At 45.3% G+C, this 16,421-nt stretch carries 10 protein-coding genes and 1 tRNA gene; 7 read left to right on the top strand and 4 right to left on the bottom strand.

Annotated elements, in window-relative coordinates:
* Positions 1–313: 313 nt before the first annotated feature.
* Positions 314–1,714, bottom strand: a complete 1,401-nt coding sequence (locus SGRA_RS12245) for a DUF819 family protein (RefSeq protein ID WP_015693029.1) — start codon at positions 1,712–1,714, stop codon at positions 314–316.
* Between the two features lie 12 nt (positions 1,715–1,726).
* A complete protein-coding gene (locus SGRA_RS12240) occupies positions 1,727–2,485 on the bottom strand; it encodes a TrmH family RNA methyltransferase (protein WP_015693028.1) in 759 nt (252 codons plus the stop codon).
* A gap of 259 nt (positions 2,486–2,744) precedes the next feature.
* On the opposite strand from SGRA_RS12240, the gene SGRA_RS12235 reads away from it, so the two are divergent.
* Together SGRA_RS12235 and SGRA_RS12230 are read left to right on the top strand one after the other, a co-directional pair.
* Positions 2,745–5,873 (top strand): outer membrane protein assembly factor, encoded by a 3,129-nt coding sequence (locus SGRA_RS12235; protein ID WP_015693027.1) that lies wholly within the window; start codon positions 2,745–2,747, stop codon positions 5,871–5,873.
* Between the two features lie 73 nt (positions 5,874–5,946).
* Positions 5,947–6,399, top strand: coding sequence for a hypothetical protein (locus SGRA_RS12230; protein ID WP_015693026.1), 453 nt, complete (start codon positions 5,947–5,949; stop codon positions 6,397–6,399).
* A 434-nt stretch (positions 6,400–6,833) separates the two neighbouring features.
* On the opposite strand, the gene SGRA_RS12225 is transcribed toward SGRA_RS12230, so the two are convergent.
* Positions 6,834–9,128, bottom strand: a complete 2,295-nt coding sequence (locus SGRA_RS12225) for a hypothetical protein (protein ID WP_015693024.1) — start codon at positions 9,126–9,128, stop codon at positions 6,834–6,836.
* Positions 9,129–9,438: 310 nt separating this feature from the next.
* Between SGRA_RS12225 and SGRA_RS12220 the strand changes: the two genes are divergently transcribed.
* A complete protein-coding gene (locus SGRA_RS12220; protein ID WP_015693022.1) occupies positions 9,439–11,055 on the top strand; it encodes a M48 family metalloprotease in 1,617 nt (538 codons plus the stop codon).
* A 1-nt stretch (position 11,056) separates the two neighbouring features.
* Here the strand turns inward: SGRA_RS12220 and SGRA_RS12215 are convergent, their stop codons facing one another.
* On the bottom strand, positions 11,057–11,983 hold the full coding sequence (locus SGRA_RS12215; protein ID WP_015693021.1) for a hydrogen peroxide-inducible genes activator: 927 nt from the start codon (positions 11,981–11,983) through the stop codon (positions 11,057–11,059).
* Between the two features lie 263 nt (positions 11,984–12,246).
* Here SGRA_RS12215 and SGRA_RS12210 point away from each other — a divergent pair, with 263 nt between their 5' ends.
* The 4 genes from SGRA_RS12210 (at position 12,247) to SGRA_RS12190 (ending at position 16,272) form a co-directional block, all read left to right on the top strand.
* A complete protein-coding gene (locus tag SGRA_RS12210; RefSeq protein WP_015693020.1) occupies positions 12,247–12,798 on the top strand; it encodes a peroxiredoxin in 552 nt (183 codons plus the stop codon).
* A gap of 78 nt (positions 12,799–12,876) precedes the next feature.
* Entirely contained in the window at positions 12,877–13,455 is a 579-nt protein-coding gene (locus SGRA_RS12205; RefSeq protein ID WP_015693019.1) for a carboxymuconolactone decarboxylase family protein, read from the top strand.
* Positions 13,456–13,589: 134 nt separating this feature from the next.
* Positions 13,590–13,663: transfer RNA gene (locus SGRA_RS12200), tRNA-Asp, on the top strand.
* Between the two features lie 335 nt (positions 13,664–13,998).
* Positions 13,999–16,272, top strand: coding sequence for a hypothetical protein (locus tag SGRA_RS12190; protein WP_015693016.1), 2,274 nt, complete (start codon positions 13,999–14,001; stop codon positions 16,270–16,272).
* Positions 16,273–16,421: the final 149 nt, after the last annotated feature.

Genomic DNA, 16,421 nt, shown 5'->3' with positions numbered 1-16,421 from the left:
TTTTATCCGCTTTTTCCCTTGCTTTTTATCGAGTTTTAACGTTTAGGTTTTTATTTTTTTATAATCTCCTGATGTTCTTAGGGCTATTTTGGGGAGACAAAAATGCCCTGAGTGGGCCGTTCTGCCCTGGCCTAGCGATGTGAAGGGGGGCGGCGCAGCCGCAGACCGAGGCAGCTTGCTGCCGAAGGGCCGAGCAGACCTGCGAGCCCCGAAACGTAGCGCCGCAAGGCCGCAGGCCGCAGCGGAGGCCCCAAAAAAATCCCTCTCTAGCTATTCTACTAAAGAGGGATTCATTTATTGAGCGCTTAACTTATCAGCTAGCAATAGCCTTCATCATTAGGGCACAAATAATGGCTCCATAGGTACCTAAGGCATAGCCCAAAACGGCCATCAGTACGCCTACTGGCGCCAAGGCGGGACTAAAAGCAGAGGCCACAACAGGGGCAGAAGCAGCGCCCCCAACATTGGCTTGGCTGCCCACGGCCACAAAGAAAAAGGGCGCGCGGATGAGTTTGGCGACCAATAGCAAAATGCCCACATGCACGAGCATCCAGCAAATGCCAATAGCAAAAAGACCGAGGTTTTTAACCACTTCGCCTAGGTTCATTTTCATGCCGATGGTGGCCACCAAAATATAAATGAACAAGGATCCCCAGCGGCTAGCGCCCAAGCCCTCTAGTTTTCGGGCGGGCGTAAAGGAGAGCACTAGGCCGTAGGTGGTGGCCAAAACGATCAGCCAGAAGAAGGCCGAAAGCAAAGAGCTCAGGCCAATTTCATTCAGTGTTTTCTCAAAAGGTTTCAATAGCGGAACGATCCAATCCGACCCGGCATGCGCCAAGGCTAGGCCGCCAAAGCCCACGGCTGCCATAATAAATAGGCTGTAGGTGCTTGGCATTTTGGCCACACTCATTCGGTAATCGCTCACTCGCTCTTCCAATTCCTTAATGGCCGAAGAATCGGCCTTGAGCCAGCGATCTACCTTATCTGAAATCTTGACGCCATAGAGCAAAAAGCCCATCCAGATATTGGCCACAATCACATCGACCACAATCATGGCGGCAAAGATGTTATCGGGCACCTCAAAGACCTCTTTCATGGCCGTTTGGTTGGCGCCGCCGCCAATCCAGCTTCCCGCCACCGTAGACAATCCTCTCCAGAGCTCGTCGGGGCTCATATCGACCAAGCCGGGGGCAATATAGCTGCTGAGTAATAAGGCCGCGGGGCCGCCCAAAATGATTCCTACACTAGCCGCAAAAAACATAATTAAGGCCTTGGGCCCCAAATTAATAAGTCCCTTAATATCAATACTTAGGCAAAGTAAAATCAAACTAACGGGCAAGAGGTAGCGAGAGGCCATAAAGTACAAATTGGAATGCTTGGCCGTGGCCATATAGGCCGATTCTTCCAAATTGGTTTTTTCTTCCAGCCAAGTTTTCACGGCCTCATAGGTCCAGCTTCCCCAACCCTCGGGAGGGGCAATTTCTGCTGCCTTTAATACAGCCTCCAGCGGCTCCTGCTCAAAATAATGCGGGGCAATTAGGCCTAGTGGATAATGCAAAAAAGCGGGAATAAAATAGCAGAGCAACAAGGAGGGCACAAAAGTATAAAAGCGTTTCCAGCCCTTGCTTTCTAGCTTTTCGGTAAAAAAGACTGCCCCTAAAACGACAATCAGCAGGCCCAAAACAACGGCCTCATTCGTAAATATCGGTTCCATTTTTCTTTTCCATTAAAGCTGACGAACAGCAAATTCTCCTAATAAGATTCCGGTGGCTACGGCGGCATTTAAAGACTCGGCCCCGCCAAATTTCGGTATGCTCAGGGCGGTAGTCAATTGCGCCTGTAGCTCCTCCGATAAACCTTGGCTCTCATTTCCAATCAATAGGAAGGCGCCTTTTTTCAAGGGGGTATCATAAACATTTTCGCCCGACAAAAGCGCACCATAGCGGGGCAAATCGGCCCAATCCTCAAATAATTGATTCAAGTCTACATAATGTACATTCACCCGCAAAAAACTTCCCATACTCGCCTGAATCACTTTGGGGTTGTAAAGGTCTACACAATCGGGGCTACAAAAAATATTTTTCACCCCAAACCAATCGGCCATGCGGATAATGGTCCCCAAATTCCCTGGATTTTGCAGGCGGTCCAAGACCAAAGACAGGCCTTGCTCCAGGCCCTCAATTGGGGGGGCTTCTCTTTTGGCCACCACCGCCAGCACCTTATTGGCTTGCTTGAGGCCCGACATCCGCTCCAGCTCCTTTCCGCTCAATCCATATTGCTCGGGCTCCTGCGCCCAATCCTCAAAGGGCAGTTCGGCCCAATATTCTTCAATGCCCATCAAGCCCTCTACCTCAAAACGGTCTTGCAAAAGCAATTCTCGCACAATTTTTTCTCCCTCTACCACAAAACGCCCTTGCAAATCGCGCTGTTTTTTCTGCTGCAAGCTCTTAATGGCCTTCAGCTCATTTTTACTGATTCGTTTCATATATTTTTATTTTTTTGGGGCCTCCGCAGCAAAGCTGCGGCGCTACGCTTTGGGGCTCGCAAGCTTGCTCGGCCCTGCAGTTTTTTCGCTTCGCTCAAAAACTTTGGTCTGGCCCTGCGGGCCACCCCGCCGCATCGCTAGGCCGTTCGGCCCTTCGGGCCGCTAAACAGCTAAAGGAGTGCAACAAAAGATGTATCTTTAGCCCGCCCAAAGCAAAGGCCACAATCTACAAAAAAAAACGCCGCAATCTACCCAAAATATGGCTCCCTTTCTTCGCTCTTGGCCCCTCGGCCTGCTCTTTCCCCTGCTCTTGCTGCTTGCATTGGGCCAACATAGCTGCCAAAACCGCAAGTACCTCCGTGCCCACTCCAACCCTAAGCACAAAAAAAGAAGAGTCTATGAAGAGCAACTCTTGGTCAGTAATACGATCAAACTAAACAAAAAAAAGAATAAAGATCGAGCCGATGGCGCGCTGCTCTGTGCCGACTCTATTCTGGTCCCCCAACAAAGCTATGAGCTTTCTGCCGAACAGCAGGAGCTTTTTGCCTATGAGCTCTTCTATACCCTGCGCCAAAAACCCAATCGGAAGATTCTTTTTAGCTACCCCTTTCTCTGGATTCATAACCGAGCCAAGGAAAAACGCATCAAGTACGTTTATGACCGCAATTATCGGCATCTAGACGAAAATGGCCAATGGAAAAAAGGCGGCATCCGCCCCGATTCCCTCAACTTTGTCCAAACCGCAGACTCTAGCTATTTTAAAGATAATCGCTGGAGAAAGTTTTTGCGCAATAAGGTGGGCGAAGCCCCCAGTATATTTGACTCCGCAGAGGCCAAATATGCCGCGCTCTCTATGCAAAATTATCTCATCCAACAAGGCTACCTAGATGCTAAGGTGGGCTATCAGGTAGAGTATAACCGCTATAAGGCAAAGGTCAATTATTATTATAGTACCGGCCGCCCCCTCCTTATCGATACCGTCATCTTTGAATCAAAAGATCCACAAATTCATAAGATTCTCCAACAAACTAAGTATAAGTCTAAGCTCAAAGCCGGAAACCCGCTGGCCAAATCGGCCTTTTTAGAGGAAAAAACCCGACTCACCTACGAAATCCGAAACCAAGGCTACCAGGAGTTCAACTGGAACTATATCGCCTTTGAAGCCGATACCGTCAATGCCGATACGCTAGATTTTAAGGGCCGCCCCTCCAAAAGTCCCCGAGCCAATATCTATGTCAATGTCCTCCCCCCTAGCGATAGTAGCCTGCACCAACAGTATAGTATCCACAATGTCTTTATCGTCCTCGATGAACCCCGACTCGAAATTCATAAAAGTAGCCGCCGCTACCAAATGGACAGTAGCTATGTGGTGCTTCGTCCCCCCAATAAAGGCCACCGCCAACTCTATCGCAGCGAACTACATGAGGGCGATAGCCTAAATTATTGGACGCTCTTTGGGCAGGGAGAGGAAAATCTGCTGGCCCGCATTTCTAAGCAAAAGAATAGAAGCATTTTGGTCCTTGCTGGCGGAAAATTCCCCTATCTGCTTCGCCTTAGCCTCAAGGAAAAGGCCCCAAAAAATGCAGAATGGGGCAAGATCGAGCAAATCGCTCGCAACGAAATCAAAATTAGCTTTCCCAAAAAAGAAAACAAGAAATCTTTCTACCAAAACCGAATCAAACAGCAGTTCTATGCCGAAAACCCCCTCAATGGCAAAATCTATAAGCTGAGCTTCCACCCCTACCGCCAACGCTTTATTCGCAAATCCTATCAGGAGGTCCAAGAAATTAGCCCCACCGATATTCATATCCATACGGTCTTGCGCAAACCCGCCAAAACAGCTGAGACCGATTCTATTAAGATGGCCAAAGATATTGCTAAGCGCAAAAAGCAAAACTTTATCATTAAGGATGCGGCCATTTCCAGAAATGTCCAATTGACCAACGGAAGTATCTATAATTTTGATGCGGGTAAGGAGAGTATCGACCGCATCTCTGACCTCAATGTCTTTAATTTTCCTCGCCTAGAATATGTGCCCTCTAAATCTGGCCAAGCCAATGAGTTAGATGCTTATGTATTTATGCAAAAAGCCCCAAAACTACAATTGGGTATAGATACCGAGGTCAATACGGGAAGTAATAATCTAGGCGCCGCTGTTAATCTCTCGGCCCGAAATCGCAATATTTTCCGAGGGGGAGAGTCTTTTGCCTTTAATATAGAAAGTGGGATCGATTTCCAAATCCGAAACCGAGATAGTGTGCTCAATGCCACAGAGGGCTTTCTCAGTTGGGTCAACCTACTCGATATTAGCACGGGTTTCGAGCTGAAGTTTCCCCGTATGCTAGGCTTTAGAAACTGGACCCTAGGCGTAGATAAACCCAATAGCAAGATTAACCTGAATTATAATTATCTCCAACAGGCCAGCGATTTCCGCATTAGCTCTTTTGATGCTAGCTTTTCCTACAATTGGCAAAAAGGCAAGCACCAAAGTTTTAGCTGGTCGCCCCTACAAGTCAACCTCACCCTCGAGCCCCAACTAGATGCCACCTTTAGCGAGCGCCTAGCCGAAAGTAACCTCGGCCTTTGGCTCTCTCTGCAAGAACGCTATTTTATTCCCGCTAGCAATTTTCAATATAGCCGAAGCAATATCCGCATCGCCAAAAATCAATTGGGCTACTTTAGGGCCCTGCTAGAAATAACGGGCTCTAGCGTCTGGCTGCTCGACCAAATCAATGGCAATAACGATATTCAGTTTTTTGGGATCCCCTACACCCAATATAGTAAGGTCGATCTGGACCTCGGCCACAATTGGCGCATCGCCAAAAAGTATAGCCTAGCTAGCCGACTCATGCTGGGGGCCGCCCTGCCCTATGCCAACTCTAGCCGCGTCCCCTTTAGTCGACAGTTTTACTTGGGTGGCCCAAGCAGTATGCGCGGCTGGAATATGCGCTACCTCGGCCCCGGCCGCATCCGAGCAGAACCCGGCGCAGAGTTCCAACTCGGCGATATTCGCCTAGAAATGAATACGGAGTTTCGCTTTATGCTCAATTCCTGGATTGGCGGCGCCCTCTTTGCCGATGCCGGAAATGTCTGGCTGATGAAAGGCATTGAAAGAGATTTTGCCGGCTACCCCTACAGCCCAGAAGAAAATGGCGCCATCGGCTGGGACTTTTGGCAAGAACTGGCCCTAGATGCAGGCATCGGCATCCGCCTCGATATGAGCTTTTTTATCCTCCGCCTAGATTTGGCCATGCAGGTCCGAAATCCAGCCGGCTTTGATATTACCGACGAAAATGGCCAAATTCAACGTTATGGCGCAGATGGCCTACCCGTCTACTGGAATTGGGGCCGCCTCAATTGGGTCCTGGCCGTGGGCCAACCTTTTTAAACCCCTATTTCCATTTTCCAAACTTCCTTGTATTTTACATTTCTTTATATCTCTTCACTGCTAAATTATGATTATGAAGTACTACTGGATGCTCCCTTTGCTTTTTGCCCTCTTTAGTTTTCTACCCAACCAGCAACTACAGGCCGCCTCTTCAGCCATAGATATGGGCCATTTCCATCAGGAAACCGTATTGGGCCAAGGTAAGGGTAAAGGCAAAAAACTCACTAAAAAACAAAAGCGCCAAAAACTGCGCAAACTCCGCAAAAAGTACCGCAAAGAAATGAAAGGCCTTAGCAAAGCCGAAAAGAAGGCCTTTTTGCTCAAAAAACTAAATAGCGAACAGGCCCCCGAGCAAACACAGCTCAATATTCCCATGAAAAACCTCCTCCTTCTTGGCCTCTTACTTATCGTTTTGGGCGCCCTCTTTAGCCTACTTGATATCGGGGTACTCGCCTCTATTTTTGGCTTTATCGGTACCCTCCTCATTATTATCTGGCTCATTTTCCTCATTCTCGAAAATGTCTAAAGCCCATCACTAATCACTTATTTTGCCCTCTTGCCTGCTGTGCTAAGGGGGCTTTTTTTGGGGCTGCCCCTTCCGCTAGCTTAAAACCCAGCGCAAAGCGGTATCGCTTTGCGAAGCTATACAAAATGAGGGTTGAAACCCTCATGAATTATCGGGCGGGTCGGGCCATTTCGCAGCTCGCAGGTCTGCTCGGCCCTGCGGCGGCTTCGCCGCCTTGGTCTGCCGCCTTCGGCGGCCCTGCTACAGCCCCTCAGCCTGCGGCGGCTTCGCCGCCTGCAAAACCGTTTAGAAGTGGTATTGCTTCGCAATGATCTATGAATGGGATTAAAACCCTCATGGATTAAACGGCATCTAAAATTAAACAAAAGCTGCAGGGATTGGGCCAAAAAGAACAAAGCCCCAAACTTCCGTTTGGGGCTTTGAATAGCTCGTTTTTATTTTTTATGGAGTGGAATTTCTTTAATCAATTGATCAGCATTATTGGATAAGACCTGTTTAACCGATATTCCTCCATTTGGATACACAAAGTTGTCAATAGGATCAAGCAATAACCATTGTACTTCTACGCTATTTCCTTTCTTTACCGCTTGTAAGCTCCCCTTAACAAGTTTGAAAAACCCTTCTTGCATTCCTTCTGTCTTTGTATTAGCTACAGAGGCATTTATACTAACATTTGCTGAGCTATAATTTGTAGTAGATTTTTCTGTAGCATATTCATCTGTAAGAGAATAGTCGCCTCCAAGTATGCCATCAAGACCAAAGTTTGCAGCGCCTGTTCGCCCGATGTTATGTGTGGAACCTTTTGTTTTACTACTCCCTATTTCAACTCCAGCCTCTGCAGCTATATTTACAGTTCTTTGATCCGCAGCTATTTTATAGCTAATCTCTGCAGAAAATTCGTGATAAGCAGTACCATCAGCTTCCACAATTAGCCGAGCATTAAAACTGGCTTTGATTTCATAGTCAGGCCCCTTTTTTTGACTAACATTCATGCTTAGAGCTGTGGCTTTTGCCGCATACTGCCCGTTGTTTTTATTCAACTGAAATTTGATAGTAAGCGAGAGGGTACTATCATTAGAGAGTAGAATATTTTGAGTTAAGCTATCTTCGGTATGGCTAGGGGCCCATTGCACTACTGCTTGTTGACAACTTTTTATGGCCTCTTTTATATTGTCCTCCTGGAAATTATGAGCGAGAATTAGTGCTAAGTCTTCAGCTAATGTTGCATTAGCCCTATTTGCTTCTATATAGCTGATTAGCCCATTTTTTTCTTTATGGAAAAAAGTATTGCCTATAGCCTTTTTATAAGGCTGTATAAGATGACGGGCTAAAATTATATTTCTGCCCTTAAGGCTTGCTTTGAGTTGTTTAAGCTCTGCCTCCAAGGCTGGAGCAAAAGCAGCCATTGCGGCTTCTTTTTTGAAATAGGCGGTTAATTTTTCAGTTAAACAATCTAGCTTATAGACGCTATTGTCAGTTGCAAAAACATTAGACTGCCTTACCCAATCTAAGTAAATATCATAGCAGTTAAATTTTGCTCTTGCACCATCTATTTCTGCAAGAAGAGCTAGAATTTTGTGAAGGTTGGGTAGCACTACTTTAGTGTGATTTTCATACCATGCTTCAGGATGCGCAATTAAAAAGGTAGCTGTTTTATCGATGACCTTAATCATATTACTGGATACATCTTCATTGCTTAGTTGTCCTTTCGGAAGGAGTTTACGGCTGTAATCAAAAATTAGCTGAACGACTTTGGGGTCATCAACTTTATCCCATTCTTTTATTTCTTCTAATACATAGATAGCGTTAATTTTTAGATCTCGGTATTTTTCTAGCGTATCTAAGACCATCAGCTCATAAATAGTTTTTATGCTTTGGGTTTTCCAGTTTTCAACTTTTGAAGTCCATTTCTCTATGGCCATTTCTTTCTCTCTTTCCAACTCCTTTCTCGTCTCCTCTAGCTCCTTTCTCGTCTCCTCCAATTCTTTTTCCTTCTCCTCCAACTCCTCCTCCGTCAAAAAGTCATCTTTGGCTAGGGCTTGGTCCAAAATGGGTTCTAGTTGGTTTGGGGAAAGGACATAAGGCGCAATGCTAGACTCAATAAAGCGCGATTTAGCTCTATACTTCTTAATCTTTTCTACCGCATCATAACGCTCAAAAATTTGGGCCAATTCTTCTAAAAACATACTGGGCGGCTTGTTGTCTGCCTGCCCCACTAAAGCCTTAATATCTGCCGCAATCAGACGGCAAACTTTGAGCTTTTTACCTTCAGAAAAGCTGATGTAAAGATCATTGAGGTATAAGGTTTCCTCCCATTCGTCTTTTTGAATATTGCCTTGTAGCTTTCGTGCTTTTAAAGCAACTTTTCGAGCGTTTTGGGCAAATTTTACCCAAAAATCAGTTTTGGGAATATCTTCTTCCTTAAGGGCTAAAAATAGCTGCTCCAAATTGGCCTTATCTGTTTTGAGCTGTGGCTTAAAGGCTTTTAGGCCCTCTTTGGTCTTGAGCAAAGCCGCCTTTAGGCTTGGGCGATCGGGATCCTCTGCAGGAAGCTCCTGATAAAGCGCATAAAGCTCTTGATATTGGGCCAAGGTTTCTTCATAAAGGGCTGTATCTTCTTGATACTGCTGCTGCTTTTTTAGAAAAAGTTGATGATTATCCATTTTTATAGTATTGAATGGGCTAATAAATAATAAGCTGTGAAATAGAAAAATGGCTAATGCTTTCATCGTTTTGTTTTTGTGTTTACATAAAAGTAGTAACTTTAATTTATAAACGCAAAATTAGTTTGAAATTTTTATCAAAGGATGGCCGAAGGCCATTCGGCCTAGCGATGCGGCGGGGTGGCCCGCAGGGCCAGACCAAAGCCGCCACAGGCGGCTGCAGGGCCGAGCAGACCTGCGAGCCCCAAAGCGTAGCGCCGCAAGGCCGCAGGCCGCAGCGGAGGCCCCAAAACCTCCTTAAAAAAAGCGGCAACAAACATAAAATGGAATTATTTTAGGCCTAACTCTTTCTTTAAAACTGTATAAAGCAGAAAAGATGTATCGGATCCTTATTCTCTTTTTGTTGGCGAGTCATTCGCTTTTGGGGCAGCAGTTTTTGGCCAAAAGCAGTGCCGAGCAGCAGTATGTGGCCCCTATTTATGAGCAATTATTGGCCTCCTTGCATTTGCCGCATCCGCCTAGTCTAAAAATCTGGCGGCAGCGGGCGAGCATGGCTTTTTATCAGGCCGATAGCAATTGGATTGTCTTGGACCAAAAAATGGTTCAGCTTTGTCAGCAGCTGCCTCATGGGCAAGATGCCATGGCTTTTTTATTGGCGCATGAGCTCAGTCATCATCGGCGAGAGCATGGCAAAAGGCGAACGGCATTTGCGGCCAAAAGCAAGAATTTTCAGCTTTGGCAGCAGCAAGAAGCGCAGGCGGACCAAGAGGGGGCTTTTTGGGCCTATATGGCTGGATTTGATCCATTGGCCCAAACGCCTTCGGGGCAAAACTGCATTGCTCATTTTATGGAAAAAGCCTATGCGGATTATCAGCTTGCGGCCGATTTGCAGGGCTATTTGCCCTTGCCCCTTCGGCAAAAGGCCTATGAGGGGGTGTTGCAACGGACCGAAGAGCTGATTCAGGTTTTTGAGGCTGGGCAGCAATGGGCGAGTTTGGGCGGCTATCTTCAGGCGGAGGCTTGTTATCATTATTTGATAGACAGCATGGGCGTTGCGCATAGTCAGCTTTTGCATAATATGGCTTTGGTCCAACTACAATTTACGGCCCAGGCCTATCCCGAAGCGCAGTTTTTTCCCAACCTATTGCACAACAACTGGAAGCGGCCCGAGCGGCTGCGGGGGGCCGGCATTTACCTCGGAAAATCGCCCAAGCAGCGGCTAGCCTTGGCCCTAGATTATTTTAGGCAGGTGGCCCAAAAAGAGAAAATGCCTTTAGTGAGTTATTTGGGCTATGCGCAGGCACTTTACCTCATTCATCAGGCCGAGCTATTTGAGCTAGAGGCCCAGCCCTTGCAGCGGGCCGAGCAGCTGCTCAAACTAGCCGAAGGGCAGGCCAAGCAGCCCCTAAAGGCCTATATTCAGTTGGCCGAGGCCATCATTTGGAACGCCCAGGGGGAGTCGGAAAAAGCCTTGCTCCAGCTCGAGAAACTGGCTAAAACAGAGGCCAGAGAAATTCAGCAATTGGCCCAACTCAATCAGGCTTTAATTCGGGAGGAAGCCTTGCCCGAAGAGCTGCTTTTGTTGCCCCAGCGGCGTTTATTTAAGAGCCAGCAATGGCCCGCCCAAGAATGGATACAGCAATGGCCCTTAGCCGCCGTGGCCAAAAAGCAAAAAGACCTTAACCAGCAACTTGGGCGGCCCATTTGCCTATACCAAAAAGGCCAGTGGAAACTTTGGTTATGGATGGGGAAAAAGGGAAAAGAAAACATTTGGGTATTGGGTCTACATCAGCAGCGGGGCCAGCAAAGTCGACAAACAGAATTTATGTTGTTGCGGCGCTTGGCCAAGGGCTTAGAGCGGCCCAAAGACAGCCCCGAGCTACAATGGCAGCTGCTTTCGGAGGGCTTGTTTTTACAGCTTCCGCAGCAGCGGCTCTACTATGAGCTAAAATCAGATAAAACCCTATTGTATCAAGGGCAATACTACCCTTAAGCTATTGCCAATCGACTAGCTGTCCGTCTTGGAGCTCCTGCATTCGTTTGGGCAGGGCGGCCAAAATTTCCTCCTTCAGAATTTTAATCCAGCGGGGTTTGGCAAAATTATGCAAATGGGCCAGGCTTACCTCTCGCAGTGGTTTTGGGGAAATTGGGCGAAGGCGGGGAGCTTGTTCGGCACGGCAGGCTAATTCGGGCAAAAGCGTAAAGCCCCCTTCTTGGTCCACCAAACGCTGCAAAGCCTCCAAGGAGCCACTATCAAAGCTAAAAGGCAGCCGTTGTTCTTCTTGCGGAATTTTACAAAGGTTGATCATTTGATTGCGGAAACAGTGGTCTTGTCTAAGTAGCCAAAGGCTTCTTCCTTTGAGCTCCTCGGCGGCAACAACACGCTCCTTAAAAAGAGGATCTTGCTCATGAATATAGAGCTGAATTTCCTCATAAAAAAGGGGAATTGTATGGATCTTGGCCTGTCGAAAAGGTGTAACTAAAATCCCTAAATCAACCTGGTCTTTTTCTAGTGCTTCGGCCAAGTCTTTAGTAGATAGCTCTAGCACTTCCAGCTTAATTTTGGGATAATTTCGGACAAAATCCCCCACAAACTTAGGCAACAAATAAGGGGCTAGAGTGGGAATAATCCCCAGGCGAAGATGGCCCTGCAACTCATTTTTAAATTCGGCCAATAGTTCATGCAGTCGGTCTCGTTCTCGAAGGATCACTCGGCCCTGTTCAATAATTAAGCGGCCCATTTCGGTGGGTACAATAGGTTGGCGGCTGCGGTCAAAGAGGCTAAGACCCAGCTCTTCCTCTGCTTTTTTGATTTGCATACTCAAAGTGGGCTGCGTTACATAGCAGTGTTGGGCCGCGGCCCCAAAATGCCGATGTAAATCTACAGCGACAATATATTCTAGTTGACTGAGTGTAGGCATTAAAAAAAAGTTTAACTAATTATTGAGTGATTTAGGGTTGCTTTTCTAAATAAAATTCGGCTTAAAAAAGATTACAGCTTCTTTTATTTCAAGTTGCAGGCTATATAGAGTCTGTCTATATTTTTATCAAAAAAATCAATTCGATTTATTTAAACGGCTGACGTATTTTTGTGTTAGCAAGATAGAACGAAAGTCAAGGGCTTAGGCTCTGAACTAAATTAAGCTTTCGTAATTTTTGTTTGACAACTTAAAATAAAACTAGTATGAATCGCCTACTTTCAATCGGCTCTGAGTTTCCTCAATTTAAAAAGCAAGCAGTAGTTTCTCTAGAAAAGGGAAAAGAGTTTGCTGAGCTCGTTAATGACTTCAAAAATGAAGATAACCGCTGGACCGTTATGTTCTGGTGGCCCAAAGATTTCACTTTCGTTTGTCCTACTGAAATTGCTGAGTTCAACAAAGCCTTTGATGAGTTCCGCGATCGTGACACAACCCTAATTGGTGCTTCTACTGACTCTGAGTTTGTTCACTTGGCTTGGAGACATGACCATGAGGACCTACGTGGCTTGCAGTTTCCTATGCTCGCCGATACCTCTAAGTCTTTGGCTGAAGAGTTGGGTATTTTGGAAGCCAATGAGCGCGTAGCTTACCGTGCTACTTTCATCATTGATCCTGATAACGTGATCCGCTTTGTTAGCGTAAACGACCTTAATGTAGGCCGTAACGTAGAAGAGGTTATCCGCGTACTCGACGGTTTGCAAACCGATGAGCTTTGCCCCTGTAACTGGAAGAAAGGAGAAGCTACCCTCAATGTCTAATTGACGGTTTAATATATAGATGAGCTGCCTTCTCCTTTTGGGAGAAGCGGCTTTTTTTTCACTCCAAATTTAACAAAAATGCTATCTAGTACCCTAAATGATTTATTGGCCGACCTTGGCCTAACCGAAGATTATAGCAACCCTAGCCTAGAGCAACTGATTAAGGGCGAGTCTAAATATTTGCGCGATTTACGCATGAATCTCAAGGGCTTTCGTCGCTCTAAAGAGCTCAATGCCAAAGAGGTAGCGCTCATTAGCTTGGCTATTGCCAATGCTTTGCACAATACCGTTTTAGAAAAATCTTTCACGGCCCAAGCTAGAGAAGCCGAGGCCACAGAAGCCGAAATTGCTGATGCCATTGCTTGTAGCTCTTTGCTAAGTGCCAACAATGTATTTTACCGTTTCCGCCACTATATGGGCAAAGATTCTTACGAAACTATGCGCGCAGGTTTGCGGATGAATATCATGATGAACCCCGTTTTGGGCAAAGAATTTTTTGAGCTCGTTAGCTTGGCCGTTTCTGCCGTAAATGGTTGCGAGGCTTGTGTAAAATCTCATGAAGCTTCTTTGTTGGGCCTTGGCAGCACCGAAGCCCGAGTATTTGAGTCGGTCCGCCTCTCTGCCGTAATTGCTTCTTTGTCTAGAATCATTTACTAAAAAGGCGCCTTTTTGGGCTTATAGGCTTGTTTTTGCTCTTTTTTTAGAAAAAAATGGCCTATTTCTAAAAATAAATTTGGAAAGTCCAAAATCCCGTCTTATATTTGTGTCGCACTCAAAAAGAGGGCATCACTGGTCTGGTAGTTCAGTTGGTTAGAATACCTGCCTGTCACGCAGGGGGTCGCGGGTTCGAGTCCCGTCCAGACCGCAAAAAAGCACTAACGCAAGTTGGTGCTTTTTTCATTTTAAGCGGGTCTGTAGCATTTTTGCTGCGGGCCCGCTTTTTTTATTTCTACTGCTGATTTTTTGGGGCCTCCGCTGCGGCCTGCGGCCTTGCGGCGCTACGCTTTGGGGCTCGCAGGTCTGCTCGGCCCTTCAGGCTACACTTCGTTTCGCCTTCGGTCTGGCCCTGCGGGCCACCCCGCCGCATCGCTAGGCCGAATGGAAGTCCTGCGCTTCGGCCATCCTTTGATAAAAATTTCAAAGTCATTTTGCGTTTATAAATTAAAGTTACTACTTTTGCATAAACACAAAAACAAAATGATGAAAGCATTAGCCATTTTTCTATTTCACAGCTTCTTATTTATTAGCCCATTCAATACTATAAAAATGGATAATCATCAACTTTTTCTAAAAAAGCAGCAGCAGTATCAAGAAGACACGGCCCTTTATGAAGAAACCTTGGCCCAATATCAAGAGCTCTATGCGCTTTATCAGGAACTTCCGGCAGAGGATCCTGATCGCCCGAGCCTGAAGGCGGCTTTGCTCAAGACCAAAGAGGGCCTAAAGGCCTTTAAGCCACAGCTCAAAACAGATAAGGCCAATTTGAAGCAGCTATTTTTGGCCCTTAAGGAAGAGGATATTCCCAAAACTGATTTTTTATTACAATTTGCTCAAAATGCTCTAGATTTAGCAGATAAAGCAAAAAGCCTAAAAAGCAATATTCAAAAAGACAAATGGCTAAGAACGAATGCTCTAAATCATTTGTATATCTGCTTTTCTCAAGGTAAAAAGCTCAAAGTTTGCCGTCTAATTGCAGCAGATATTAAGGCTTTAGTAGAGCAGGCAGACAACAAGCCGCCCAGTATGTTTTTAGAAGAATTGGCCCAAATTTTTGAGCGTTATGATGCGGTAGAAAAGATTAAGAAGTATAGAGCTAAATCCCGCTTTATTGAGTCTAGCATTGCGCCTTATGTCCTTTCCCCAAATCAACTAGAACCCATTTTGGACCAAGCCCTGGCCAAAGATGACTTTTTGACGGAGGAGGAGTTGAAGGAGAAGGAAAAAGAATTGGAGGAGACACGAAAAGAGAAGGAAAGAGAGAAAGAAATGGCTATAGAGAAATGGACTGCAAAAGTTGAAAACTGGAAAACCCAAAGCATAAAAACTATTTATGAGCTGATGGTCTTAGATACGCTAGAAAAATACCGAGATCTAAAAATTAACGCTATCTATGTATTAGAAGAAATAAAAGAATGGGATAAAGTTGATGACCCCAAAGTCGTTCAGCTAATTTTTGATTACAGCCGTAAACTCCTTCCGAAAGGACAACTAAGCAATGAAGATGTATCCAGTAATATGATTAAGGTCATCGATAAAACAGCTACCTTTTTAATTGCGCATCCTGAAGCATGGTATGAAAATCACACTAAAGTAGTGCTACCCAACCTTCACAAAATTCTAGCTCTTCTTGCAGAAATAGATGGTGCAAGAGCAAAATTTAACTGCTATGATATTTACTTAGATTGGGTAAGGCAGTCTAATGTTTTTGCAACTGACAATAGCGTCTATAAGCTAGATTGTTTAACTGAAAAATTAATCGCCTATTTCAAAAAAGAAGCGGCAATGGCTGCTTTTGCTCCAGCCTTGGAGGCTGAGCTTAAACAACTCAAAGCAAGCCTCAAGGGCAGAAATATAATTTTAGCCCATCATCTTATACGGCCTTATAAAAAGGCTATAGGCAATACTTTTTTCCATAAAGAAAAAAATGGGCTAATCAGCTATATAGAAGCAAATAGGGCTAATGCAACATTAGCTGAAGACTTAGCACTAATTCTCGCTCATAATTTCCAGGAGGACAATATAAAAGAGGCCATAAAAAGTTGTCAACAAGCAGTAGTGCAATGGGCCCCTAGCCATACCGAAGATAGCTTAACTCAAAATATTCTACTCTCTAATGATAGTACCCTCTCGCTTACTATCAAATTTCAGTTGAATAAAAACAACGGGCAGTATGCGGCAAAAGCCACAGCTCTAAGCATGAATGTTAGTCAAAAAAAGGGGCCTGACTATGAAATCAAAGCCAGTTTTAATGCTCGGCTAATTGTGGAAGCTGATGGTACTGCTTATCACGAATTTTCTGCAGAGATTAGCTATAAAATAGCTGCGGATCAAAGAACTGTAAATATAGCTGCAGAGGCTGGAGTTGAAATAGGGAGTAGTAAAACAAAAGGTTCCACACATAACATCGGGCGAACAGGCGCTGCAAACTTTGGTCTTGATGGCATACTTGGAGGCGACTATTCTCTTACAGATGAATATGCTACAGAAAAATCTACTACAAATTATAGCTCAGCAAATGTTAGTATAAATGCCTCTGTAGCTAATACAAAGACAGAAGGAATGCAAGAAGGGTTTTTCAAACTTGTTAAGGGGAGCTTACAAACGGTAAAGAAAGGAAATAGCGTAGAAGTACAATGGTTATTGCTTGATCCTATTGACAACTTTGTGTATCCAAATGGAGGAATATCGGTTAAACAGGTCTTATCCAATAATGCTGATCAATTGATTAAAGAAATTCCACTCCATAAAAAATAAAAACGAGCTATTCAAAGCCCCAAACGGAAGTTTGGGGCTTTGTTCTTTTTTTTGCCAATCCCTGCAGCTTTTGTTTAATCCATGAGGGTTTTAATCCTCATTCATAGATCATTGCGAAGCAATACCACATCTGGCTGTAGGTTTCAACC

This window comes from Saprospira grandis str. Lewin (assembly GCF_000250635.1).
Lineage (GTDB): Bacteria > Bacteroidota > Bacteroidia > Chitinophagales > Saprospiraceae > Saprospira > Saprospira grandis.
This window is presented reverse-complemented; position numbering and strand designations above follow the sequence as displayed.

Bases quoted from the DNA above. Each gene is read 5' to 3' on its own strand.
- SGRA_RS12245 (WP_015693029.1), bottom strand. From the start codon at position 1,714: ATGGAACCGATATTTACGAATGAGGCCGTTGTTTTGGGCCTGCTGATT.
- SGRA_RS12220 (WP_015693022.1), top strand. From the start codon at position 9,439: ATGTATCGGATCCTTATTCTCTTTTTGTTGGCGAGTCATTCGCTTTTG.
- SGRA_RS12215 (WP_015693021.1), bottom strand. From the start codon at position 11,983: ATGCCTACACTCAGTCAACTAGAATATATTGTCGCTGTAGATTTACAT.
- SGRA_RS12225 (WP_015693024.1), bottom strand. From the start codon at position 9,128: ATGAAAGCATTAGCCATTTTTCTATTTCACAGCTTATTATTTATTAGC.
- SGRA_RS12230 (WP_015693026.1), top strand. From the start codon at position 5,947: ATGAAGTACTACTGGATGCTCCCTTTGCTTTTTGCCCTCTTTAGTTTT.
- SGRA_RS12205 (WP_015693019.1), top strand. From the start codon at position 12,877: ATGCTATCTAGTACCCTAAATGATTTATTGGCCGACCTTGGCCTAACC.
- SGRA_RS12190 (WP_015693016.1), top strand. From the start codon at position 13,999: ATGAAAGCATTAGCCATTTTTCTATTTCACAGCTTCTTATTTATTAGC.
- SGRA_RS12210 (WP_015693020.1), top strand. From the start codon at position 12,247: ATGAATCGCCTACTTTCAATCGGCTCTGAGTTTCCTCAATTTAAAAAG.
- SGRA_RS12240 (WP_015693028.1), bottom strand. From the start codon at position 2,485: ATGAAACGAATCAGTAAAAATGAGCTGAAGGCCATTAAGAGCTTGCAG.
- SGRA_RS12235 (WP_015693027.1), top strand. From the start codon at position 2,745: ATGGCTCCCTTTCTTCGCTCTTGGCCCCTCGGCCTGCTCTTTCCCCTG.